Annotated in this window: 21 protein-coding genes; 13 read left to right on the top strand and 8 right to left on the bottom strand. The window is 70.0% G+C overall.

Annotation, left to right across the window (positions count from 1 at the left end; all coding sequences use genetic code 11):
• A complete protein-coding gene (locus tag H5368_RS04625; RefSeq protein WP_182821816.1) occupies nt 1-495 on the bottom strand; it encodes a hypothetical protein in 495 nt (164 codons plus the stop codon).
• Between the two features lie 91 nt (nt 496-586).
• Nucleotides 587-2110: a helicase HerA-like domain-containing protein gene (locus tag H5368_RS04620; protein ID WP_182821814.1), complete on the bottom strand. Its 1524-nt coding sequence runs from the start codon at nt 2108-2110 to the stop codon at nt 587-589.
• A 135-nt stretch (nt 2111-2245) separates the two neighbouring features.
• On the opposite strand from H5368_RS04620, the gene H5368_RS04615 reads away from it, so the two are divergent.
• The 4 genes from H5368_RS04615 to H5368_RS04600 all read left to right on the top strand — a co-directional run bounded on the left by H5368_RS04615 (nt 2246) and on the right by H5368_RS04600 (nt 8554).
• Nucleotides 2246-3796: a transglycosylase SLT domain-containing protein gene (locus H5368_RS04615; RefSeq protein WP_182821812.1), complete on the top strand. Its 1551-nt coding sequence runs from the start codon at nt 2246-2248 to the stop codon at nt 3794-3796.
• Nucleotides 3797-3832: 36 nt separating this feature from the next.
• The gene (locus tag H5368_RS04610; protein WP_182821810.1) at nt 3833-5434 is read left to right on the top strand and encodes a YdiU family protein; all 1602 of its coding nucleotides are present in this window, start codon (nt 3833-3835) and stop codon (nt 5432-5434) included.
• Nucleotides 5435-5474: 40 nt separating this feature from the next.
• Nucleotides 5475-7388: an ATP-binding cassette domain-containing protein gene (locus tag H5368_RS04605; RefSeq protein ID WP_182821808.1), complete on the top strand. Its 1914-nt coding sequence runs from the start codon at nt 5475-5477 to the stop codon at nt 7386-7388.
• A gap of 158 nt (nt 7389-7546) precedes the next feature.
• Nucleotides 7547-8554 carry a sensor domain-containing diguanylate cyclase gene (locus H5368_RS04600; protein ID WP_182821806.1) on the top strand — a complete coding sequence of 336 codons (1008 nt, stop codon included), beginning with the start codon at nt 7547-7549 and terminating at the stop codon, nt 8552-8554.
• A gap of 18 nt (nt 8555-8572) precedes the next feature.
• On the opposite strand, the gene H5368_RS04595 is transcribed toward H5368_RS04600, so the two are convergent.
• Nucleotides 8573-10372, bottom strand: a complete 1800-nt coding sequence (locus H5368_RS04595) for a M14 family zinc carboxypeptidase (protein WP_182821804.1) — start codon at nt 10370-10372, stop codon at nt 8573-8575.
• 119 nt (nt 10373-10491) lie between these two features.
• Between H5368_RS04595 and H5368_RS04590 the strand changes: the two genes are divergently transcribed.
• A complete protein-coding gene (locus H5368_RS04590) occupies nt 10492-12051 on the top strand; it encodes an oligopeptide:H+ symporter (protein WP_182821802.1) in 1560 nt (519 codons plus the stop codon).
• Nucleotides 12052-12059: 8 nt separating this feature from the next.
• On the top strand, nt 12060-12671 hold the full coding sequence (locus tag H5368_RS04585; RefSeq protein WP_182821800.1) for a rhomboid family intramembrane serine protease: 612 nt from the start codon (nt 12060-12062) through the stop codon (nt 12669-12671).
• Nucleotides 12672-12686: 15 nt separating this feature from the next.
• Here the strand turns inward: H5368_RS04585 and H5368_RS04580 are convergent, their stop codons facing one another.
• Nucleotides 12687-12866: a hypothetical protein gene (locus H5368_RS04580; protein WP_182821797.1), complete on the bottom strand. Its 180-nt coding sequence runs from the start codon at nt 12864-12866 to the stop codon at nt 12687-12689.
• Between the two features lie 199 nt (nt 12867-13065).
• Between H5368_RS04580 and H5368_RS04575 the strand changes: the two genes are divergently transcribed.
• The 6 genes from H5368_RS04575 to cfa all read left to right on the top strand — a co-directional run bounded on the left by H5368_RS04575 (nt 13066) and on the right by cfa (nt 17558).
• Nucleotides 13066-13827 (top strand): hypothetical protein, encoded by a 762-nt coding sequence (locus H5368_RS04575; protein ID WP_182821795.1) that lies wholly within the window; start codon nt 13066-13068, stop codon nt 13825-13827.
• A gap of 11 nt (nt 13828-13838) precedes the next feature.
• Complete coding sequence (locus H5368_RS04570) at nt 13839-14117, top strand: GNAT family N-acetyltransferase (protein WP_182821793.1); 279 nt, start codon at nt 13839-13841, stop codon at nt 14115-14117.
• Nucleotides 14118-14198: 81 nt separating this feature from the next.
• On the top strand, nt 14199-14912 hold the full coding sequence (locus H5368_RS04565; RefSeq protein ID WP_182821791.1) for a pseudouridine synthase: 714 nt from the start codon (nt 14199-14201) through the stop codon (nt 14910-14912).
• A gap of 254 nt (nt 14913-15166) precedes the next feature.
• Entirely contained in the window at nt 15167-15376 is a 210-nt protein-coding gene (locus H5368_RS04560; RefSeq protein ID WP_096297887.1) for a cold-shock protein, read from the top strand.
• Nucleotides 15377-15518: 142 nt separating this feature from the next.
• Nucleotides 15519-16340 (top strand): DUF3298 and DUF4163 domain-containing protein, encoded by an 822-nt coding sequence (locus H5368_RS04555; protein WP_182821789.1) that lies wholly within the window; start codon nt 15519-15521, stop codon nt 16338-16340.
• 87 nt (nt 16341-16427) lie between these two features.
• Nucleotides 16428-17558, top strand: a complete 1131-nt coding sequence (cfa, locus tag H5368_RS04550; protein WP_182821787.1) for a cyclopropane fatty acyl phospholipid synthase — start codon at nt 16428-16430, stop codon at nt 17556-17558.
• Between the two features lie 66 nt (nt 17559-17624).
• Here cfa and H5368_RS04545 read toward each other — a convergent pair whose 3' ends face one another.
• A complete protein-coding gene (locus H5368_RS04545; RefSeq protein WP_182821785.1) occupies nt 17625-19850 on the bottom strand; it encodes a M3 family metallopeptidase in 2226 nt (741 codons plus the stop codon).
• A 60-nt stretch (nt 19851-19910) separates the two neighbouring features.
• On the opposite strand from H5368_RS04545, the gene H5368_RS04540 reads away from it, so the two are divergent.
• Nucleotides 19911-20420, top strand: a complete 510-nt coding sequence (locus tag H5368_RS04540; protein WP_182821782.1) for a glutathione peroxidase — start codon at nt 19911-19913, stop codon at nt 20418-20420.
• Between the two features lie 33 nt (nt 20421-20453).
• Here the strand turns inward: H5368_RS04540 and H5368_RS04535 are convergent, their stop codons facing one another.
• The 3 genes from H5368_RS04535 to H5368_RS04525 form a co-directional block, all read right to left on the bottom strand.
• Complete coding sequence (locus tag H5368_RS04535; protein WP_182821780.1) at nt 20454-20864, bottom strand: universal stress protein; 411 nt, start codon at nt 20862-20864, stop codon at nt 20454-20456.
• Nucleotides 20865-20951: 87 nt separating this feature from the next.
• Complete coding sequence (locus H5368_RS04530; RefSeq protein ID WP_182821778.1) at nt 20952-21761, bottom strand: ferredoxin--NADP reductase; 810 nt, start codon at nt 21759-21761, stop codon at nt 20952-20954.
• 47 nt (nt 21762-21808) lie between these two features.
• Nucleotides 21809-23692, bottom strand: coding sequence for an ABC transporter ATP-binding protein (locus H5368_RS04525; protein ID WP_182821776.1), 1884 nt, complete (start codon nt 23690-23692; stop codon nt 21809-21811).
• Nucleotides 23693-23722 lie beyond the last annotated feature (30 nt).

Here is a 23722-nt window from a genome sequence, read left to right as displayed (position 1 = left end):
TCAGCGCTTGCCGGTGGCGGCGCCGCGGCGCAGCGCCACGCCGCCGTCCTGGGGCGCGAGTTCGTCATGCGAGGGCAGGGCGAAGCGGTGGTCCGGCTCGTCCTTGGCGTCGGGGTCGAGCAGCACGAGGCCGCTGCCCGGCTCCAGTGACCAGCTGCCGACGCTCTCCACACCTGCCGAGCTGAGCGCGTAACGGCCATCCGGCTCGATCGCCAGCTGCGTGCCGGGCGCACGGAACACACCCGAAAACGCGCGTGCATCGAAACGCGTGCCGGCCCCGGCCGGCGAGGTGTGGTCGGCCACCACCACGGCGTCGGTGCCGGGTACGTTGGCCGCGGCCGGAATGGCTGCCGTCGGCGCCACGCCCGGACGCATGGCGCCCGCAGCGCGCGAGGCCTGCGGCACCGGCACCGGATCGGGATCCGGCGCCGGCCGGCAGCCGACGGTGGCCAGGGCGGCACCGAGCAGGAGGGCCGCGGGGGCGGTGTGGCGCATGGCATGCATCCGGGTGAGGGGTCGGGCGCAGTGTCGCCCGTCGTCCGTGGTCGCGGCGTGGTGCCCCACGCCGCCGAAAGTCGGCCCGAGCTCAGCGCTTGCCGGTGATCCCGCCGAAGATGCCGCGCAGGATCTGCCGCCCGATCTGGTTGCCCACGGTGCGCGCGGTCTGCTTGGCCATGGTCTCCACCATGCCCTGGCGCCGCTTGGTGCCGAACAGTGCGTCCTTCACCGACTGGCCGAAGCCGCCGCCTGCGGCGTCGTCCTCGGTCGTGGTGCGCGCCTTGGGCGCCTGTGCGGCTTCCAGCGTTGCCGCCGCCTTGGCCGCCAGCATCTCGAACGCGGATTCGCGGTCCACCGTGGTGTCGTACTTGCCGCCGACCGGGCTGGCCGCGCGCACGCGCGCGCGCTCGGCCTCGGTGATCGCGCCCATGCGGCAGCGCGGTGGCGCGATCAGGGTCTGCTCCACCGGCATCGGCGCACCCTTGCCCTGCAGGGTGGAGACCAGCGCCTCACCGGTGCCGAGCTGGGCGATGACCTTGGCCACGTCGAGCGCGGAGTTGGCCACGAAGGTCTCGGCCGCGGTGCGCACCGCCTTCTGGTCGCGCGGAGTGAAGGCGCGCAGGGCGTGCTGCACGCGGTTGCCGAGCTGGCCGAGGATCTCGTCGGGCACGTCATCGGGGAACTGCGAGCAGAAGTAGATGCCCACGCCCTTGGAGCGGATGATCCGCACCACCTGCTCGACACGCTGGCGCAGCGCCGGCGGCGCGTCCTTGAACAGCAGGTGCGCCTCGTCGAACACAAATACCAGCTTCGGCTTGTCCAGGTCGCCGACCTCGGGCAGGTTCTCGAACAGCTCCGACAGCAGCCACAGCAGGAACGTCGCGTACAGGCGCGGCTTCAGCACCAGCTGGTCGGCGGCGAGGATGCCGATCACGCCGCGGCCATCGGGCGTGGTGCGCATCAGGTCCGCCAGTTCAAGCGCCGGCTCGCCAAAGAACTGGTTGCCGCCTTCCTGTTCCAGGCGCAGCAGCGCGCGCTGGATGGCGCCGATCGACGGCGCGCTGACCAGGCCGTAGGACGTGGAGATGGCCTTGCGCTCTTCGGCCACCAGCGCCAGCAGGGCGCGCAGGTCGGCAAGGTCGAGCAGCAGCAGGCCGCGGTCGTCGGCCAGCTTGAAGGTGATGTCCAGCACGCCGGACTGGGTGTCGTTGAGCTCCAGCATGCGCCCCAGCAGCGTGGGGCCGATCTCGCTGACCGTGGTGCGTACCGGGTGCCCGGACTTGCCGTAGATGTCCCAGAACAGCACCGGGCTGGCCTCCGGCGTGTAGCCGTCGGCGCCGATCATCGCCGCGCGCTGCAGCAGCTTCTCGCCACCGTCGCCGGCGACGGCCAGCCCGGCCACGTCGCCCTTCACGTCGGCCAGGAACACCGGCACGCCAATGCGCGAGAAGCCTTCCGCCAGCGTCATCAGCGTGACCGTCTTGCCGGTGCCGGTGGCGCCGGCGACCAGCCCGTGGCGGTTGCCGTAGCGCGGCAGCAGGTGCACGCGGCCACCGGTCTCCGGCAGTGCATCGGGCGTCGTGACGGCCTTGCCGACGAGGATCGGGTCCATGGTCTCTCCTGTGCGCAAGCCCCGGATTCTAGCGGCTGAACCCCCCAGCCCGGCGCGCACGCGATGTCCTTGCCGCTGCTCGTCGCCGGCGGCTACCCTGCCAACCCCCGCAGTCCACCCCCCAAACCGATCCCCATGCCCGATTCCGCAGTGCTCTTCCGCCGCCTGGCGCTCGTCGCCATCGCCTTGACGTTCACCTTGCACGCCCCGGCGGCACTGGCGCAGTCCAAGCGCGACCGCGCCGCGACCGAGGGCCTGGTGGAACGCATGGCCGCGGCCGAGGTCCGCTACCGCGAATCGCTGGTGCGGGCGGCCAACAACGATCCCGAGGCGATCGCCGAAGGCAACGCCGCGCTGGAGGACATGGAGGACGTGATGGTCGCCTGCGAGAAGCAGCGCGGCTGCAACGTCAGCCGGATGCTGCCGGGCTGGAAGCGGCTGCTGAAGGCGCAGGCCGACGACGTCGCCGGCGTCGACGGCGAGGAGCCCGAGGCCTGGGCGGAAGGCGAGGGCGAACTGCCGACCGGCGACGTGCCCGACGCCGCGAGCGCCGCGGCGCTGCTCAGCGAGGACGGCCAGCGCTTCGTGCGCATGGTGCAGTTCAACCCGGCGGTGCAGGCCGGCATCCGCCGCTGGCTGACCGACATGCGCGTGTCGCTGGTCACCAGCCACGAGAACTACCAGTACATGCGCCACATGATGTCGCCGGCGTTCGAGCGTCGCGGCCTGCCCGAGGCGTTGCTGTTCGGGATCATGGCCAAGGAGTCCAACGGCCGCGTGCATGCCGGTTCGCGCGCCGGCGCGGTCGGCCCGCTGCAGTTCATGCCGGCTACCGGTCAGCGCTTCGGCCTGGGCCCCGACGGCACCGGCTTCGACACCCGCTACGACCCGCGCATGTCGTCCGACGCCGCCGCCAGCTACCTGAGCGAACGCTTTGCCGAGTTCGGCAACGACGTGGAGATGTGGCTGGCCGCCTACAACGGTGGCGAAGGACGCGCGGCGCGCATCCACCGCGGCAGCGGCGGGCGCAAGTTCTGGGACGCCGACGTCTACAGCCAGTTCCCCGCCGAGACCCGCGACTACGTGCCGATGGTGATCGCGGCGGCGTGGCTGTACCTGCATCCGCGCGAATACGGCCTGTCGTTCCCCAGGGTGGATGCGCGCCCGGCGACCTTCGCCCTGGCGCGCCCGGCGTCGATCTACGAGCTCACCATCTGCATGGGCGACGGCGGCAGCCGCCATGGCTACCTGCGCAGCCTGCGCAACCTCAATCCGCGCTACGAGGCCGACACGGTGATCGCTGGCGGCACGATGCTCACCGGCACGGTGCGCATGGCCGGCCTGTACAAGCGCTGGTGCGCCCAGGGCAAGCGCGCCGACCTCGCGCGGCAGCTGATGGGCAGCAGTGTGGATGCCGCGCTGGTGCGCACCGGGCCGATCGAAGTGGTACGACCGGGCGATGCGGGCGGCGAGGGTGCCGCCGGCATGCCGGGCGCCACCACGCCGGCGCCAGCGCCGCAGCGCGGCGCGCGCGAACACCGCGTCGCCCGTGGCGAGACGCTGGCGGCGGTGTCGCGCCGCTATGGCTGCGACGTGCGGGTGCTGGCGCGCGCGAACGGCGTGCAGGCGCCGGGGTATGCGATCCGCGTCGGCCAGCAGCTGAAGCTCGAGGGCTGCAAGGGCTGACGGCGGCGCTCACGCGGGTCCTGCGAGACTGCGCTCATGCCGCTGCGCTTCGACAACGCCTTCCTGCGTGAACTCCCCGGCGACCCCGACCAGGGGCCGGGCACGCGCGAGGTGCCGGGCGCGGCCTGGTCGCGGGTGATGCCGACGCCGGTGGCCGCGCCCCGACTCGTGGCCGTGTCCGCGGACATGGTCGCGGCGCTTGGGCTGGATGCGCATGACGTGGCCGCGCCCGGATTCGCCGCCACCTTCGCCGGCAACCACCTGTGCCCCGGCATGGATCCATGGGCCGCCAACTACGGTGGCCACCAGTTCGGCCACTGGGCGGGGCAGCTCGGCGATGGCCGCGCGATCAGCCTGGGCGAGGTGGTCGCGGGCGATGGCCGCCGCCACGAGCTGCAGCTCAAGGGCGCCGGACCCACGCCGTATTCGCGCCGTGCCGATGGCCGCGCGGTGCTGCGCTCCTCGATCCGCGAATTCCTGTGCAGCGAGGCCATGCACCATCTCGGGGTGCCGACCACCCGCGCGCTGTCGCTGGTGGCCACCGGCGACAGCGTGGTGCGCGACATGTTCTACGACGGCCACGCCGCGCCCGAGCCGGGCGCGGTCGTGTGCCGCGTGGCGCCGTCGTTCCTGCGCTTCGGCAGCTTCGAGCTGCCGGCCTCGCGCGGCGATGTCGTGCTGCTGCGGCAGCTGGCGGAGTTCTGCATCTGGCGCGACTTCCCCGAACTCCTGGGCAGCCGTGCCGGCGCGCCGCTGGCGCGGCTGCGCGACGCGGCCGCCTTCGACGGGACGCTGCTGGCGGCGTGGTTCCACGAAGTCTGTGTCCGTACCGCGGTCGTGGTAGGGCACTGGATGCGGGTCGGGTTCGTCCATGGCGTGCTCAACACCGACAACATGTCGATCCTCGGCCTGACCATCGATTACGGCCCCTACGGCTGGATCGACGACTACGACCCCGACTGGACGCCCAACACCACCGACGCCCAGGGCCGCCGCTACCGCTTCGGCTGGCAGCCGCGGGTGGCGCACTGGAACCTGGCGCGGCTGGCCCAGGCGCTGTCGCCGCTGTTCGCCACGGCCGCGCCGCTGCAGGCCGGCCTCGATGCGTACGCCGCCACCTGGGCCGAGGCCGAGCGTGACAACGCCGCCGGCAAGCTGGGGCTGTCGGCCTGCGACGACGACGACCTCGCGCTGATGCGCGAGCTGCAGGGGCTGCTGCACGCCGGAGGCGCCGACATGACGATTTTCTTCCGCGCACTGGCGGACATCGACCTCGCAAGCCCGACGTCCGCGCCGCTGCGCGCGGCGTTCTACGACGACGCGCTGCAGGCGGCGACCGAACCGGCGCTGGCCGAGTGGCTGGCCCGCTACGCCGCCCGCTGCCGCGCCGACGCGCTGCCTGCGGAGGCGCGCGTGGCGCACATGCACGCCGCCAATCCGCGCTTCGTGCTGCGCAATTACCTGGCGCAGCAGGCGATCGACCGTGCCACCCAGGGTGACGATGGCGGGGTGCTGGAGCTGCTCGAGGTCCTGCGCGACCCCTACGACGAGCAGCCGGGGCGCGAAGCCTTCGCCGCGCGCCGCCCTGACTGGGCCCGCGACCGCGCCGGCTGCTCGATGTTGTCCTGCAGTTCCTGAATATGCGGGCCGGGGTCCCCCGGACCGGTAGAATGCGCGGATGCCCCTGATTACCGTGAATGCCGTCGACTACAGCGTCGGCGGCCCATTGCTGCTCGAAAAAGTCGACCTCGCCATCGATGCCGGTGAGCGCATTGCGCTGATCGGCCGCAACGGCGCCGGAAAATCCACCCTGATGCGCCTGCTGTCGGGCGAACTCAAGCCCGATGACGGCGACATCCGCCGCGAGGGCGCGGTGCGCGTGTCGCGCCTGGAGCAGGAGGTGCCCGCGGGCGCCGCCGGCACCGTGTTCGACGTGGTCGCCGAGGGCATGGGCGAGCTCGGTGCGTGGCTGGCCGAGTTCCATCACCTGAGCCATGCCGAGGTGTTCGACGGCGATGCGATGTCGGCCGTGCAGGCGAAGATCGACGCCGTCGACGGCTGGGGTGCCGACCAGCGCGTGGAAGAGACGTTGCAGAAGCTCGACCTCAATGGCGACCTGGTGTTCGGCGAGCTGTCCGGCGGCATGAAGCGCCGGGTGCTGCTGGCGCGCGCGCTGGTGTCGACCCCCGACGTGCTGCTGCTGGACGAGCCCACCAACCACCTCGACATCGCCGCCATCGACTGGCTCGAAGGCTTCCTCAAGGGCTGGGCGGGCGCGCTGGTGTTCGTCACCCATGACCGGCGCTTCCTGCGCGCGCTGGCTACGCGCATCGTCGAGATCGACCGCGGCCAGGTCACCGACTGGCCGGGCGACTGGGCCAACTACCAGCGCCGCCGCGAGGAGCGGTTGAACGCCGAGGCGCAGGAAAACGCGCGCTTCGACAAGTTGCTGGCGCAGGAGGAGATCTGGATCCGCCAGGGCATCAAGGCGCGCCGCACCCGCGACGAAGGCCGCGTGCGCCGCCTGGAGGCGATGCGCAACGACCGTGCCCAGCGCCGCGACCTGACCGGCAACGTGCGCATGGAGACCGCGACCGCGGGCAACTCCGGCAAGAAGGTCATCGAGGCCAAGCACGTGTCCTTCAGCTACCCGGGCAAGACGCTCATCCGCGACTTCTCCGGCACCATCCTGCGCGGCGACCGTATCGGCCTGATCGGCGCCAACGGCACTGGCAAGACCACGCTGCTGAAGATGTTGCTGGGTGACCTGCAGCCGCAGCAGGGCGAGATCCGGATTGGCACCCAGCTGCAGGTCGCGTATTTCGACCAGTACCGCGCCACGTTGCGCGAGGACTGGAACGCGCTTGAGAACGTCGCGGAGGGCCAGGATTTCGTCGAGATCGGCGGCAAGCGCAAGCACGTCATCGGCTACCTGCAGGACTTCCTGTTCACGCCCGAGCGCGCGCGCGCGCCGATCACGCGCCTGTCCGGCGGCGAGCGCAACCGCCTGCTGCTGGCCAAGCTGTTCGCGCAGCCGTCCAACCTGCTGGTGATGGACGAACCGACCAACGACCTGGACGTCGAGACGCTGGAACTGCTGGAGGAGTTGCTCGGCGAGTACGCCGGCACGCTGCTGCTGGTCAGCCATGACCGCGACTTCCTCGACAACGTGGTGACCTCGACCCTGGTGATGGAAGGCGACGGCCGCGTGGGCGACTACGTCGGCGGCTACAGCGACTGGCTGCGGCAGCGCGCCGCGGTGCGTGCCGGCGACGCCGCGCCCCGCGCCCCGACGCCCGCGCCTGGCCAGGCGGGCAGCGGATCAGGGAGCGACGCCGCCGCGCAGGCAGTCGTGGTGTCCGCGCCCCGCCGCAAGCTCGGCTTCAAGCTGGAACGCGAGCTGGAACAGTTGCCCCTGCGCATCGAAAAACTCGAGGCGGACATTGCCCGGCACATTGCGGCGATGAACGACCCCGCGTTCTACCAGCAGGAGCGCGCCGCCATCGATGCGCACAACCACGCCGTCGCGCTCGCGCAGGCGGAACTCGATGCCGCCTACGCGCGCTGGACGGAGCTGGACGCGGCGTCGTGACGAGGCCGCCGGCCGCGCGTGGCGCCGGGCCGGAGTCGTCACCCGCGACGGGCTAGACTGCGCCGGATCGGGACAGGGGCGACACGACCACGATGGAGTTGCGGGCACCAGATGCCAGGGAGGCGCGTGAGCTGCGCTTCGTCGATCGCATGCACGGGATGCGCACGCTGGCCGTGCCGCTGGCCGGTCTCGCCGTGGGAATCGTGCTCCAGGGCCTGGGCGCGCCCGCCTGGGCGTGGGCGGTGCTGCTGTTCAACATGTTTGCCTGGCCGCATGTCGCGTGGTGGCGGGCGCGCCGCAGCGACACGCCGCAACGCGCCGAGTTCCACAACCTCATGGTGGATGCCTTCAGCGCGGGCGCGTGGATCGCGACCATGCAGTTCAACCTCGTGCCCAGCGCGGTGTTCTTCACGCTCATTGCGGTTGCGAACATCGCGGTCGGTGGCTGGCGGTTTGCCGCGCGCACCACCCTGGTGCTGGTGCTGGCCTGCCTCGCGGTGTCGGCCCTGCAGGGATTCCCGGTGCAGGTGGATGGCAGCCTGACCGATTCCCTGGGGGCCTTGCCGTTCCTGGTGCTGTTCGCATGCACGCTGGCCTTGCTCACCCATGCGCTGGGCCGCCGCGTGGCGCGCCAGAACCGCCTGCTGGAGCGCCTGAACCGGATGGACGTGCTGACCGGGTTGCCCAACCGCCGGCACTGGAACCAGGCGTTGACCACCGAACTCACGCGCCACATGCGCACGCGCCGGCCCGCGGTGCTGCTGCTGATCGACGTCGACAACTTCAAGGAAGTCAACGACGAGCATGGCCATGCGGCGGGTGACGAGGTGCTGCGCTGCATCGCCGACGTGCTGCGCGCCTGCGTGCGCGACATCGACACCGCCGCGCGCCATGGCGGCGACGAGTTCGGCGTGCTGCTCGCCGAAACCGACCTGCGCGGCGGCGCCGTGGTGGCCGAGCGCATCCGCACCGGTTTCCTCGCGGCGCGGTCGGTGGCCGCGTCCCGGCAGGACTGTACCTTGAGCATCGGCATGGCCGAGGCCGACTGGCTGGTGCTGACCGCCGACGAGTGGATGCACCGCGCCGACGCCGCGATGTATCGCGCCAAGGACGCGGGACGCAACCGCGTCGAAGTGCATGCCCCGGAGCTGGCGCGCACCGACTGAGCGCGGCAGGCGCGGGTGCTACGGTGCCCGGTCGATGCGGAACACCGGGTACAGCGCGTGGCGCTCGTCCCAGCTCGGATGCCTGCGGTGGAAGAACTCCAGGCGCGCCTGCGGGCTGCCGGCAAACGCCGCGTCGTCGCGCAGGCGGGCCTCGAACGCCGCTTTTACCGCAGGGTCCACGAGCATGTCGCGGGCCACGTCCTCGGCGACGTAGGCCTCCATGTATTCCTTGCGCTCGAAGGCGTTGTTGAACACGCCCCAGGCAGCAAGCGAATCCGGGGCCTGCGGCTCCAGCAGCGCCACCGCCACGCGCGCGCGTGCCTGCGCGATCGGCACGAACAGCGCGCCCGCGGCCAGCTCGCGCGTTTCGGGCCGCCAGTCGCCGGCGAGCTCCAGGCGCTGGTGGCCTTCGCTGGACGTCGCCGCAAAGTTCGCGGTGTCGGCGCGGAACACGTGCACGGGCATTGCCTGGCGCGCGCTGTCGAGGGTGCGGAATTCGACGCCGTGCAGGCGCAGCGCCGCGGCCACGCGCGCGGCATGGCGCGACGGCACCAGGTAGCCGCCACGTGGCGCCACGATCGTGCGGCCCGGCAAGACTTCGTCGCGCAACGGCATGGACCACGTCAGCGGCACGGACTCGTCGTAACGGGTCATCAATGCGCCGGAGATGTCCGAGGGCGTGCGCGTCCAGGCATAGCCGCGGAAGTCCACGTGGCGCACCCGGTCGCTGGCGCGGTAGTCGAGCGCCAGGGTAGTGCCGCCAAGACGGGTGGCGGCGGCATCGGCGTGCGTGGCGAGGCGCAGCCACCGCGCGCCGTCGCGGGCGGTGCGTTCCAGCATCGCCACCACCAGGTTGCGGGTGATGCGCACGCGCACCGGGTACGACTTCCACGAGTGCGTCTCGACCAGGATGCCGAAGCGGTTGCGCAACGGGAAATACCCGTGCGAGAAGCGCGGCGGCGGGACGCCGTCGGCAATCCCCGAGTCGGGGTTGTCGTCCTCGATGAAGGAGGGGTAGAACGGCAGCGGCAGTGAACCCGACGCGGTGAGCGCGGCGAGCAGGCCGGTGCGGAGGTCCAGTCCGGCGGCGCGCAGGCCGGCGTCGCCGGAATGCAGTGGCTCGACCTGCACCGAGATGTCGTGCTCGAACTGCGCGCCGTTGGTGGCGTGCAGGTCAACGGTGGCGATGGGGTCCCACTCCGCCACCAGCCGCAGCATGGCCTGCATCTCGGCCGAATCGGCCTTCAGGTAGTCGCGGTTGAGGTTGAAGTTCTGCGCCGTGGTGCGCCAGCCCATCTGCTCCGGGCCGCGCTGGTTGGGACGGTTCCAGGCGCCGAAGCGCTCGTGGCCGTCCACGTTGAACACCGGCACGAACACCAGCACCTGGCGCTCGAGCGCGCCCGGCGCGGCGGTTCCTTCCAGCACCTCGCGAAGCGCGAGGAAGCCGGCATCCTTGCCGTCGATCTCGCCGGCGTGGATGCCACCCTGGACCAGCAGCACCGGCAACCTGGCGGCGCGCGCCGCCGCGGGCGTGAGCGCGCCGCTGCGCGAGGCCACCAGCACCTTCATCGGCCGTCCCTCCGGCGTGGTGCCGAAGTCGCCGCAGCGCACGGCCTCCGGCCAACGCGCCGCGAAGGCCTCGCAGAGTGCCGGCACCTCGTCGTAGCGCCCGGTGCGGACGAAGCCGGAGCGCTCCGATTCGGTCACCAGCGTTGCCGCGGGCACCTCGTTGCCTGCACCCGAGGCCAGGGCGGGCAGGGTGCACGGCAGCAGGAGCAGTGCCAACAGCAACGGCAGGCGGCGGACGGGACTTGGCATGCGTGTTCCGGTGCGTACGGGTGGGCCGCGATCATGCCGTATCCCGCACCGGGCGGCGCGCGCGGCGCGGGTGGATACGCTAGCCTTCGCATCTTTCCGCACACGGGCCACCCCGGACGATGACCGCCAACGTTGCCGCAGGCGCGGGCAGGATGCCGCGCCAGATCCCCTTCATCATCGGCAACGAAGCCTGCGAGCGCTTCAGCTTCTACGGGATGCGCAACATCCTGGTGCAGTTCCTGATCACCTCGATGCTGCTGCAGGAGTTGACCGACTCCGCGCGCGCGGGCGAGGCCAAGGACATCATGCACAGCTTCATGATCGGGGTGTATTTCTTCCCGCTCCTGGGTGGCTGGCTGGCCGACCGCTGGTTCGGCAAGTACCACACGATCCTCTGGTTCAGCCTGGTCTATTGCGCGGGGCATGCCTGCCTGGCCATGTTCGAGGACAGTCGCGCAGGATTCTTCACGGGATTGGGCCTGATCGCCCTCGGCGCCGGCGGCATCAAGCCGCTGGTTGCGTCATTCATGGGCGACCAGTTCGACCAGTCCAACAAGCGCATGGCGCGACTGGTGTTCGACGCGTTCTACTGGATCATCAACTTCGGCTCGCTGTTCGCGTCGCTGCTGATCCCGATCGCGCTGAAGAACCTCGGCCCGGCCTGGGCGTTCGGCATCCCCGGCATCCTGATGTTCATCGCCACGCTGGTGTTCTGGCTGGGCCGGCACCGCTACGTGCGCGTGCCGCTGCCGCCCAAGGACCCGCATTCGTTCGCCAATGTGGTGCGCACCGCGCTGCTGGCGCGCGTGCCGGGGCGCGGGCGTCCCGGCCTGCTGCTCGCGGCGGCATGCCTGCTGCTGGCGCTGGGCTCGCTGACCCTGGTCGACACCCTCGGCATCGTGATCTGCCTGTGCATCGTGCTGGTGCTGGTGCTGGTGGGCATCGGCGGCGGGGCGTGGATGCAGCTCGACCGCGCCCGCGCCGTGCATCCCGAGGCCGCAGTGGACGGCGTGCGCTCGGTGCTGCGCGTGCTGGTGATCTTCGCGCTGACCACGCCGTTCTATTCGCTGTTCGACCAGAAGGCCTCGACCTGGGTGCTGCAGGGCCAGCAGATGACCATGCCCGACTGGTTCACCGCCTCGCAGATGCAGGCGTTGAACCCGGCGTTGGTGATGATCCTGATCCCGTTCAACAACCTGGTGCTGTACCCGCTGCTGCGCCGCATGGGCTGGGAGCCGACCGCGCTGCGGCGGATGACCGCGGGCATCGCCTTCAGCGGCCTGGCCTGGGTCGTGGTGGGTGGCATCCAGGTGGGCATGGATGGTGGTGATCCGATGTCGATTGCCTGGCAGATCCTGCCGTACGCGCTGCTGACCTTCGGCGAGGTGCTGGTGTCGGCGACGGGGCTGGAGTTCGCCTACAGCCAGGCACCGCAGGCCATGAAGGGCGTGGTGATGAGCTTCTGGAACCTCACCACGACCATCGGCAACCTGTGGGTGCTGCTGTCAAACGCGGCGGTGCGCAACGGCGCGGTGACCGAGCGGATAGCCAGTACCGGGCTGAGCGAGGCGGCCTTCCTGATGTTCTTCTTTGCAGGTTTCGCGTTCCTCGCGGCGCTGGCGTTCGGCCTGTACGCGCGGCGCTACCGGATGGTCGACAACTACCGCGCGGCGGTCTGAGGCAGCACATGGACGCACCCGTCACCCTCGTCATCCTCGCCGTCACCGTGCTGGTGTCCTGGCAGGCGTTCGGCAACCGCCGCCTGCTGGAGCGCCTGCTGCTGTGGCCGCCGGCGATCGAGCGCAACAGGCAGTTCGATCGCCTGGTCACGCACGGCTTCGTGCATGCCGACTGGCAGCACCTGCTGTTCAACATGGTCACGCTGTATTTCTTCGGTCGGCACGTGGAGCGCATGTTCGCGCCCTACCTCGGCGCGTTCGGCTTCGTGCTGTTCTACCTGTCGGCGATCGTGGTCGCGATCCTGCCGACGTACCTGCGCCACCGGCACGATGCCGCGTATCGCAGCCTGGGTGCGTCGGGCGCGGTGTCGGCGGTGCTGTTCGCCTTCATCCTGGTGCAGCCGTGGTCGCTGATCTTCGTGTTCTTCCTGCCGGTGCCAGCCATCGTGTACGCCGTGCTGTATGTCGGCTATTCGATCTGGATGGACCGCCAGGGTGGCGACAACGTCAACCACAGTGCGCACCTCTGGGGTGCGGGCTACGGCGTGCTGTTCACGGTGACGATGGAGCCGCGCGTGATCGAGGTGTTCCTGGCGCGGCTGATGTCGCCGTCGTTCTGACGGCGGGGCCCGCGGTCAGGAGATCGATTCTTCGGCCGTGGCAGCGGTGTCCACGTCGTACGCGCGCAGCAGGCGGGCGTAGACCAGCGAGTCGAGCTGGCTGAATTCCAGGTTGTCGACCTCGCCGGCGCGGACAAGGTCGAACAGCCGGGTGACGGCCTGGTGCTCGGTGCTGGTGTCGATATCGGCGTACATGGCTGGGCTCCCCTGGTGTTGGCGGGGTGGTACGCATCAAGCGTGCCAGTCGCGCTGGCGTCGCCCGGGCGCGCCGCCAGGTGACGCTGGGGGTCAGCCCCGCGCACGTGCGGGCCGGCTATGACGCGGTGCGCTGCGCTCACCGGGCGTGCATGGCGGGGGTGATATTGCTTGGCGCACACCCGCCAGGAGATTGCGAATGGCCGTCAACCGCCCGCAAGCAAGCGAACTGCTCAACATGTCCGAGATGCGCCTCTTCGACGACAGCCGCCCCTCCGCGCTGCGCGCGATGACCCGCGCCGCGCTGGCGGCCCGGGTCGCCAGGGCGCGCGCCGCCCGCGACCGCGCGCGCGACCTGCTGAAGCGGCAGAAGCAGGCCGCGCGGGCACGTGGTGACGTGGCTGGCGGGCGCACCGAAACGGCCCTTCGCACCGAGCGCAAGGAAGCCTTGCTGGTCGACATCCTGCAGCGCTTCGTGGAGGCGCGCCGCGAGGCGCCCGCCGCGGCGGCCGCATCCCGGGCCACCCCGGCAGGCAAGACCGCGACGCCTGCCGCGGCCAGGGCCGCGCCGGCCAAGCGGGCCGCGAAGACCACGAGGGTGGAGGAGGCCGCGAAGGCGACCGCGCCGGCCAAGGCCACCAAGACCATCAAGACCACCAAGACCACCAAGACCACCAAGGCCACCAAGGCCACCAAGGCCCTCACCCCCCGCAAGGCGCTGGCCAATACCCGCAAGCTGCTGGCCGCCAAGCAGCAGCGTGACCGCGAGGCGCAGCCCTGGCAGTCGCTCGACCCCACCACCAGCCACGTTCCGGATGCCGGCTACCAGTCGCCCGAGGCCAAGGCCAAGGCGCTGGAGTTGCATGCCGCGGAGAGCCGCCAGGCGTCGATCCATGGCAGCATGAGCGCGCGCGACCGGCACGCGCAGGGCCGTCGCGACCATCGCGGCGACACCGACTGAGGAGACGCGCGATGGAGCAGCTCGACATCATCCACCACGCCATCCCGGGGCGCTTTGTCGCCGACGTCGACGGCCATGCCGCCTATCTCGACTACGAGATGGGCGACGGGGTCATGCATATCACCCACACCGTGGTGCCGGAGCAGGTCGGCGGGCGCGGCATCGGCGCACAGCTGGTGCAGGCGGCGTTCCGCCATGCCCGCGAGGAAGGGTGGAAGGTGCGCAGCCTGTGCGCCTACGCCAGTGCCTGGCTGGCCAAGCATCCGGAATACGCCGACCTCGCCGCCTGAGGGTCCGCGGCGCCCGCGAGCGCGATCCGCCGGGGTCTGCCAGACTTGCGCCCCGTTTTGCCAGCCCCGGATCCGCGCTCCATGCGTCTCAACAAGCACATCAGCGACACCGGCGCCTGCTCCCGCCGCGAAGCGGACCGCCTGATCGGCGAGGGGCGGGTCACCGTGAACGGCCAGCGCGCCCGGATCGGTGCCGAGGTGGGCGAGGGCGACCAGGTGCGCCTCGACGGCCAGCCGCTCAGCGCGCGCAGCGCCGCCCCGGGGCGGCGCCGACACGTGTACATCGCGCTGTACAAGCCGGTAGGCATCACCTGCACCACCGAAAGCACGGTGGACGGCAACATCGTCGACTTCGTCGGCCACGAGCAGCGGATCTTCCCGATCGGGCGCCTGGACAAGGATTCCGAGGGCCTGATCCTGCTGACCAGCAACGGCGACATCGTCAACACGATCCTCCGCGCCGAGACGAAGCTCGAGAAGGAATACCTGGTGGCGGTGAACAACCCGGTCACCGACGCGTTCCTGCGCGGGATGGCCAAGGGCGTCCCGGTGCACGGCGAGCTGACGCTGCCGTGCCGGACCGGCAAGCTGGGCCGCTACGGCTTCCGGGTGACCCTGGTGCAGGGCCTGAACCGCCAGATCCGGCTGATGGCGGCGCACTTCGGCTACCGCGTGAAGCAGCTGGTGCGGGTACGGATCGGGCCGGTCAAGCTGGGCCACATGAAGCCGGGTCGCTGGCGCAACCTGACCGACTCGGAACTGGCCACGCTGCTGCCGGGGTTGGAGGCGCTGTAACCCGGCCAGCCAGGGGGTTCCAGCCACGGGCTATTCACACTTTCAATCGAAAGTGCGGTATGGTGCGCCCACTGTTCAAGGCGGGATCACGGTACATCGTGGCTCCGGTGCGGTAGATCCAAAGGTTTCAAGGCCGGTCGTACGGCCGGGTCCGGAAGATCCGCTCCATCGTTCCTGTGTTACCCCTTGCTTACACAGTCTCGGATCCGCTTGCGGACCGTGCATCCTCTAAAAATGTTCAAGGAGTAACACTCATGTCCGATCGTCAGACCGGCACCGTCAAGTGGTTCAACGACGCCAAGGGCTTTGGTTTCATCACGCCCGAGAGCGGCCAGGACCTCTTCGTCCACTTCCGTTCGATCCAGGGCACCGGCTTCAAGTCGCTGCAGGAAGGCCAGAAGGTTTCGTTCAAGGTCGTGCAGGGCCAGAAGGGTCTGCAGGCTGATGAGGTGCAGGCCGTCTAAGGCCCGCATTTCGCAACGCAGCTTTGCCGGAAACCCCGGGCGGAAACGCCCGGGGTTTTCCGTATGTGCGCGATGGCGTGATCGCAGGCATCACGTGCGAGCGCTTAGCCTTTCCACCGTCACGGACTTGAGGGGGATCCCGATGAAGCGCCTGCTGTTCTGCGTGCTGTTGCTTGTGTTGGCCGGCTGCCGCCGCGAGGCGGACGTGCCCGGCGGGTCCGGAGCCGTGGCCCCGGCGCCCGGTGGCGCCGCCACGCCCGCCGCGGCCGGCGCCGAAGTGCCGCTCGTGGACGTGATGGAAAGCACCAGCGGTTACATCATCGGCATCAGCTATCCACCGGGCGCGGCCCGGTACCCGGGCCTGGCCTCGGCGCTCAAGGCCTATGCCGACAGCGCGCGCGGCGACCTCATGGACGCGGTGGCCACCGCCGGCGAGGGCGGGGAGGGCATGCCCTACGACCTCTCGCTGCCGTTCGACATCGTGCTGGACACGCCGCAGCTGGTCGCGGTGAAGGCGGAGGGCACCAGCTACACCGGCGGTGCGCATGGCACGCCCCTGGTGGCGCGCTTTGTGTGGCTGCCCGAACGCCAGGAACTGCTGAGCGCCCCGGCGCTGATTCCCGATCCCGCCGGATGGCGCGATGTCTCCGCGTTCGTGCGCGAGTCGCTGCACGCGGCGCTCTCGCAGCGCATCGATGCCGACGAGCTCGAGCCGGTCGAGCGCGCGCGCCTGCTGCGTTCGATCGGCCGCATGATCGACGATGGCACGGAGCCGCAGCCGGCGAACTTCGCCGCCTTCGAGCCGGTGCCGGGCCCCGATGGCCGCCTGCGTGCGCTGCGCTTCGTGTTCCCGCCCTACCAGGTGGGGCCGTACTCCGACGGGGTGCAGACGGTCGAAGTGCCGGCATCGCTGCTGCTGCCGCACGTCGCGCCGGCCTATCGCGGCCTGTTCGCCGCCGGCTGAGGCCCGCTCCCCTCCAGCGGCCACGGCGTGGCCTGCGCCGCCACTCCGCGCTATCTTCGGCCCGGGCAAGTGCGGGAGACAGGCGCCATGCATCCGGTCCGTGAACGCATCGAGCGCCTGCTCGCCTCGGCGGACGTGCGCGTCGATGGCGAACGTGCCTGGGACATGCAGGTGCACGATGGCAGGCTCGCCGCGAGGCTGCTTGCCGGCGGATCGCTCGCCCTGGGCGATGCGTACATGGATGGCTGGTGGGATGCGGGCTCGCTGGACGGGTTGCTTGCCAGGCTGCTGGCCGGCGGCATCGACCGGCGCGCGCCGGGCCTGGCGGATGCCCGCGATGCGGTGCTCGCGCGGCTGGTCAACATGCAGTCCAGGCGACGCAGCCGCACCGTCGGCGAGCGCCATTACGACCTGGGCAATGCGTTCTATCGCGAAATGCTCGGGCGCTCGATGGTGTACAGCTGCGCCTACTGGCGCGACCGCGAGGGTCTGCCGCTCGACGACCTCGATGCCGCCCAGGACGCCAAGCTCGACCTGGTGTGCAGGAAGCTCGGGTTGAAACCCGGCATGCGCGTGCTCGACATTGGCTGCGGCTGGGGCGCGGCGCTGAAGTACGCGGCGGAACGCCATGGCGTGAGCGGCGTGGGCGTGACGATCTCGGCGGAGCAGGCGCACTTCGCGCGCGCGCTGTGCGCCGGCCTGCCGGTGGACATCAGGCTGCAGGATTACCGCGACCTGCGCGGTGAACGCTTCGATCGCGTGTTCTCGATCGGCATGTTCGAGCACGTCGGCCTGCGCAATTACCGGAGCTACTTCGAGCTGGTGCGCGCCGTGCTGCCGCGCGACGGCTTGTTCCTGCTGCACAGCATCGGCGGCAACGTGTCGCAACGGCGTACCGATCCGTGGATCGCGCGGCACATCTTCCCCAACTCGATGCTGCCGTCGGCACGGCAGATCGCCCAGGCCTGCGAAGGGCTGCTGGTGATCGAGGACTGGCACGGGTTTGGCGCGGATTACGACCGCACGCTGCAGGCATGGCGCGCCAACATCGAGTCGGCGTGGGAGCGGCTGCCGGCGGGCTACGACGTGCGGTTCCGGCGCATGTGGAGGTATTACCTGGCAGCGTCCATGGCGGGTTTCAGGACGCGGCGGATCCAGTTGTGGCAGGTGCTGATGTCGCCGGACGGCATACCGGGCGGGATTGTCGTACCGCGATAGCCGCACATCCCCGGCGGAACCGGACCCTTCCCCCGCCGGAGCGGAGGAAGGGTGGTCGCAATGGTGTTACCTGGCGTCGCTGCCGCCGCTCGGCGGCGCACCGTCGTCACTGACCGCACCGTCAAGCCCGCGCTTGACCAGCAGCGGCTGGATGTCCGGGGTCTTGCCCGAGAAGTCGGTGAACAGCTGCAGCGCGTCCTTGCTGCCGCCCTGCGACAGCAGCGTGGCGCGGAAGCGGTCGCCGTTGGCGCGCGTCAGGCCGCCGTTCTCCTCGATCCAGGCCACGGTGTTGGCGTCCAGCACCTCGGACCAGATGTAGGCGTAGTAGCCCGCCGCGTAGCCGCCCATGATGTGGCTGAAGTACGTGGTGCGGTAGCGCGGCGGCACGGCGGCGAAGTCGAGGCCGGCGGCCTTGAGCGCCGCGGCCTCGGTGGCCAGCACGTCGCCGGCCTTGGGCAGCTTGTCGGCCGGCAGCTGGTGCAGGTACTGGTCGAGCATCGCCGCGCCGAGGTACTCGGTGGTGGCGAAGCCCTGGTTGAACTTGGCGGTGGCGACCACCTTGTCCAGCAGCGCCTGCGGCATGGCTTCGCCGGTCACGTGGTGCTTGGCGTAGTTGGCCAGGATCGACGGCCAGTCGGCCCACATCTCGTTGACCTGCGACGGGAACTCGACGAAGTCGCGCGGCACGCTGGTGCCGCTGAAGTACGGGTACTTCACGTCCGAGAACATGCCGTGCAGCCCATGGCCGAACTCGTGGAACATCGTGGTGACCTCGTCCCAGGTCAGCAGCGTCGGGCCGGCCTGCGGCTTCGGGATGTTCTGGTGGTTGGCCACGACCGGCAGGGTCTTCTCCAGCCCCGACTGCGACACGTACGAGCTCATCCACGCGCCGCCGCGCTTGGAGTCGCGCGCGTAGGGGTCGAAGATGAAGATCGCGAGCTGGCTGCCGTCGGCGTTGTGCACGTCGTACACCCAGGTGTCGGCGTGGTACTTCGGCAGGTCGGTGCGCGCCTTGAACGTGATGCCGTACAGCTGGGTCGCGGCAAAGAACACGCCGTTCTCAAGCACGTTCTTCATTTCGAAGTAGGGCTTGAGCTGGGATTCGTCGAAGTCGTACTCCGCCTTGCGCACCTTCTCGGTGTAGTAGGCCCAGTCCCACGGCGCGAGCTGGAAGGTCGGCTCGCCCTTGGCGGCCTGCTCGCTGTCGATCATCGCCTGCAGCTTGGCGGCCTCGTTGCGGGCATTGGCGACCGCGGCCGGGGCCAACTGGCCGAGCATGGCATTGACCGCGTCGGTGCTCTTGGCGGTCTCGTCGGCAAGCACGTAGTCGGCGTAGGTCTCGAAGCCCAGCAGCTTCGCGCGTTCGGCGCGCAGCTTCAGCACGGTGGCCACGATCTCGCGGTTGTCCCACTTGTTGCCACGCGCGCCACGCACCACCGACGCCTCGTGCACGCGCTGGCGCAGGGCACGGTTGTTGAGCTGCGGCAGCGGCGGCTGGCCGGTGGTGTTGAGCAGGGTGATGACGTACTTGCCGTCGTGGCCGCGCGCCTTGGCGGCGGTGGCCGCCACGTCGATCTGCTCGGGGGTCAGGCCGTCGAGCTCGGCGGCGGTGTCGACCACCACCGCGGAATCGTTGACCTCGGCCAGCACGTTCTGGCTGAAGGTGGTGCCCAGCTTGGCCAGCTCGCCGTTGATTTCCTTCAGGCGCGCCTTCTGCGTCTCGTCCAGGGCCGCGCCGGAGCGCACAAGGTCCTTGTAGTACTCCTCGACCAGGCGCACGCCTTCGGCATCCAGGCCCAGCGTGGCGCGGGTGTCATGCAGGGTCTTGATGCGCGCGAACAGCTTGGGATCCAGCGAGATGGCATCGCGGTGCGCGGCGAACTTCGCCGAGTAGTCGGCCTGCAGCTTCTTGCGCGCGTCGTTGGTGTCGGTGCCCACCAGGTTGAAGAACACGCGCATCGCGCGGCCCAGCGTCTTGCCGTTGGTCTCCAGCGGCAGGATGGTGTTCTCGAAGGTCGGCGGCGCGGGGTTGTCGGCGATCGCGCGCACTTCGGCGAGCTGCTCGGCCATCCCGGCATCGAACGCGGGGGCGAAGTGCTCGTCGCGGATCCTGTCGAAATGCGGGTACTGCAGCGGCAGCGTGCTCTCGGACGCGAAGGGATTGCCCTTGCGGGCCTCGGCGCTGGCGGACATGGCGGACTCCGCGGGGGCGGCGGTGGACTGGGCGAGCGCGGGGGACAGCGCGGCGCCGGCGAGCACGGCCGCGAGGGCCAGGGACAGCGGATGCTTCATCAGTTACTCCGGAGGTAGACTCAACCACCCAAGGGTACCGTGCCCGGGTCCAGGCAGGACATGACGAAAGACAGGGGTACGCCGTCCGCCACGTCGGCCACCGCATTCAGCGCGACCCGCATCGATGGCCGGCCGCAGCCGCTCGCCGACTACGCCGGACAAGTGCTGCTGGTGGTGAACGTGGCGTCGCAGTGCGGATTCACGCCGCAATACGCGGGCCTGCAGCAGCTGTGGAGCGACTATCGCGACCGCGGGCTGGTCGTGCTCGGGTTCCCCTGCGACCAGTTCGGCCACCAGGAGCCGGGCAGCGATGACGAGATCGCGCGCTTCTGTTCCATCGACCAGGGCGTCGATTTCCCGATGTTCGCCAAGGTCGAGGTCAACGGCCGCGATGCGCACCCGCTGTGGACCTGGCTGAAATCCGAGAAAGGCGGGGTGCTGGGCATCGACGCCATCAAGTGGAACTTCACCAAGTTCCTGGTGGGACGCGATGGCCGCGTGCTGGCGCGCTATGCGCCCACCACCACGCCCGACGCCATGCGTGCCGATATCGAGGCCGCGCTCGGCTGAAACCTGCCCGGGCCTGCGCCCGGGGCGCGGCGATCAGCGGACGATGGTGACCGGCAGCTCGGTCTGGGCGATGACCTTGCTCGACACCGAGCCGAGGAACATGCCCTTGACCGAACCGCGTCCGTGCGAGCCCATCACCAGCAGCTCGGCCTTTGCGGTCCTGGCGGCCGCAAGAATGGCTTCGGCCGGCTCGCCGGTTACCGCCATCTCGCGCACCTCGATGGCGCTGCGGGCAAGCGCCTTGCGCGCCGGGGCGAGCATCTGTTCGTGGTTCTCGGCATGGATGCGCGCGACCGTCTCTTTGCCGATCCTGGTCGCCACGCCGGGGAAGGGCTCCGGGTTCACCGCGACCAGGAAGATCGTCGCCGGCTTTGCCAGTTTGCGCGCAAGCTGGTTGGCGTACTTCGCTGCGCGGACACTGATGTCGCTGCCGTCAACGGCCACCATGATCTTCATCGTCGGGAGTCCTCGGTTCTGGATCGATGCGGCGATTCTACGCGCTGGGCGCGCAGGCCGGCCAACGCGCCGGCATCACTTCTCGACGAAGGCGCGCTCGAACACGTAGTCGCCCGACACGCCGATGCGCTTCGACGCGGTGAAGCCGCGCCCATCGAGCAGGCTGCGGAAATCGGCGAGCATCTGCGGGCTGCCGCACAGCATGGCGCGGTCGTGGGCGACGTCGAGCGGGTCCAGGCCGAGGTCGGCCATCATCTGGCCACTCGCCATCAGCTCGGTCAGGCGTCCGCGCCGGGGGCGGCCGTCGAACACGAAGTCCTCGCGGCTCACCGCCGGGTAGTACAGCAGGCGGTCTCGCAGGATGTCGCCGAGCAGTTCGTGCCTGGGCAGTTCGTTGACGAAGTAGTCGCGGTAGGCGAGGTCGGCTTCGCGGCGCACGCCGTGGCAGAGCACCACGCGTTCGAAGCGCTCGTAGGTTTCCGGGTCCTTGATGATCGAAAGCCATGGCGCCAGGCCGGTGCCGGTGCCCAGCAGGTACAGGTTGCGGCCGGGGTGCAGGTCGCTGATGAGCAGGGTGCCGGTGGGCTTGCGGCCGATCAGCACATGGTCGCCGGGGCGGATGTCGCGCAGCCGGGACGTCAGTGCGCCGTCGGCCACCTTGATGCTGAAGAACTCGAGCTGCTCTTCCCAGTTGGCGCTGGCGATGGAATACGCGCGCAGCAGCGGCTTGCTGGAGCCGTCGCCCTGGGGGATCGGGAGCCCGATCATCACGAACTGGCCGTTCTCGAAGCGGAAGCCGTCGTCGCGGGTGGTGGTGAAGCTGAAGTAGTCGTCCGTCCAGTGACGGACGTCCAGCACCGTCTCGGTGCCAAACGCGGATGACATGCGGGGTTCTTGGCTGGGGAGGAAACCCCGCCATTGTACCGCCGCCGCTAGCGGTAGCCCGCGGCCTGCAGCTCGAACAGCTCGGCGTAGCGGCCGCCGGCGGCCATCAGCTCGGCGTGGGTGCCACTGGCTTCGATCCTGCCGTCGGCCATCACCAGGATGCGGTCGGCCATGCGCACGCTGGAGAAGCGGTGCGAGATCAGGATGGCGGTGCGGTTGTCGGACAGCTCGCGGAAGCGCTGGAAGACTTCGTATTCGCTGCGCGCGTCGAGCGCGGCGGTGGGTTCGTCGAGGATCATCACCTGGGCGTCGCGCATGTAGGCACGCGCGATGGCGACCTTCTGCCACTGGCCGCCCGACAGGTCCACGCCGGTCTTGAAGCGGCGGCCGATGACCTGGTCGTAGCCGCCGGGCAGGCCGGCGATGACCTCGTCTGCCAGCGCGCGGCGCGCGGCGGCCTCGATCCGCGGGCGGTCGCCCATGGCCTCCACCTGGCCGACGCCGATGTTCTCGGCCGCGGTCATGTGGAAGCGCACGAAGTCCTGGAAGATCACCCCGATGTTGGCGCGCAGGTCGTCGAGGTCGTAGTCGCGCAGGTCGCGGCCATCGAGGAGGATCCGGCCCTCGTCCGGGTCGTACAGGCGCGCCAGCAGCTTCACCAGCGTGGTCTTGCCGGCGCCGTTCTCGCCCACCAGGGCCAGCACTTCGCCGGCGTGGAGCTGGAAGTCGACGCCGCGCAGCGCCCAGCGCGCGGCGTCGGGATAGCGGAAGCCGACGTTGTCGAACACGAAGCCGGATGCGATCGGACGCGGGATGGGCGAGGCATCGGGGCGCGAGACGATCTCGGGCTGGATCTCGAAGAACGAGTACAGGTCGTCGAGGAACATCGCCTGGCCGGCGACCTGCGAGAACCCGATCAGCAGGCTTTCCAGCAGCTGCCGCAGGCGGCGGAAGCTGCCGGCCAGGAAGGTGAGGTCGCCGATGGTGAAGTCGCCCTGCACCGTGCGCCACGCGATATAGCCGTAGGCCACGTAGTAGCCCAGCGTGCCGAACGCCGCCAGCAGCGCGCCCCAGAACGCGCGCCGCCGCGCGAGCGTGCGGTTGGCAAGCAGGAACGCCTGCGACAGCACGCGGAAGCGTTCCACCAGGAAGCGGTTGAGGCCGAAGATCTTGACCTCCTTGGCGCTCTCCACGCTGGCACCGGTCTGGCGCAGGTACTCGAGCTGCCGCCGCTCGGGCGTCCACTGGAAGTTGAGCGAATAGTTGAGCGCGTTGAAGTGCGCCTCGCCGACGAACGCCGGGATCAGCGCGACCGCCAGCAGCACGATCAGCCACGGCGCATACACCAGCAGGCCGGCGGCAAAGCTCACCACGGTGATCATGTCCTGGGCCTGGCCGAACAGCTGGCCCATCAGGTTCATGCGGCCCATGGTCTGGCGGCGCGCGCGGTCCAGCTTGTCCTGCAGTTCCGGGTCCTCGAAATCCTCGAGGTCGAGCGTTGCCGCGTGCTCCATCAGCCGCACGCTGGCGGCGTTGGTGAACATTTCCGACAGCACCGAATCGCAGTACGACACCAGCCGACCGAGCAGGTCGGAGACGATCGCCAGCGCGAACTCCAGCGCGATCAGCATGGCCAGCGGGCGCAACAGCCCCGCTGCCCAGGCGTCGCCGAAGCCGCCGTCGATCGCGCCGCTGCCCACCAGGCGGATCGCCTCGTCGATGATCAGCTTGCCGATGTACAGCATGGCCACCGGCAACAGCGCGCGGATGACGCGCAGGCCGAGGCTGGCGACGGTCAGCGGGCGGCTGGTGCGCCAGATTTCCTTCAGGAACGGCGGCAGGTTGCGCAGCGCGTTGACGCGCTCGCGGAACGACGGGTTGGACGAGGGACGGGGCGGGGCGCTGTCGGCTGCGGGGCTGGCTGGGCTCATGGCGCCATCATGCCGGGCGCCCTGGAGGCA

This window comes from Luteimonas sp. MC1782 (assembly GCF_014164605.1).
Classification (GTDB): Bacteria; Pseudomonadota; Gammaproteobacteria; order Xanthomonadales; family Xanthomonadaceae; genus Luteimonas.
This window is presented reverse-complemented; position numbering and strand designations above follow the sequence as displayed.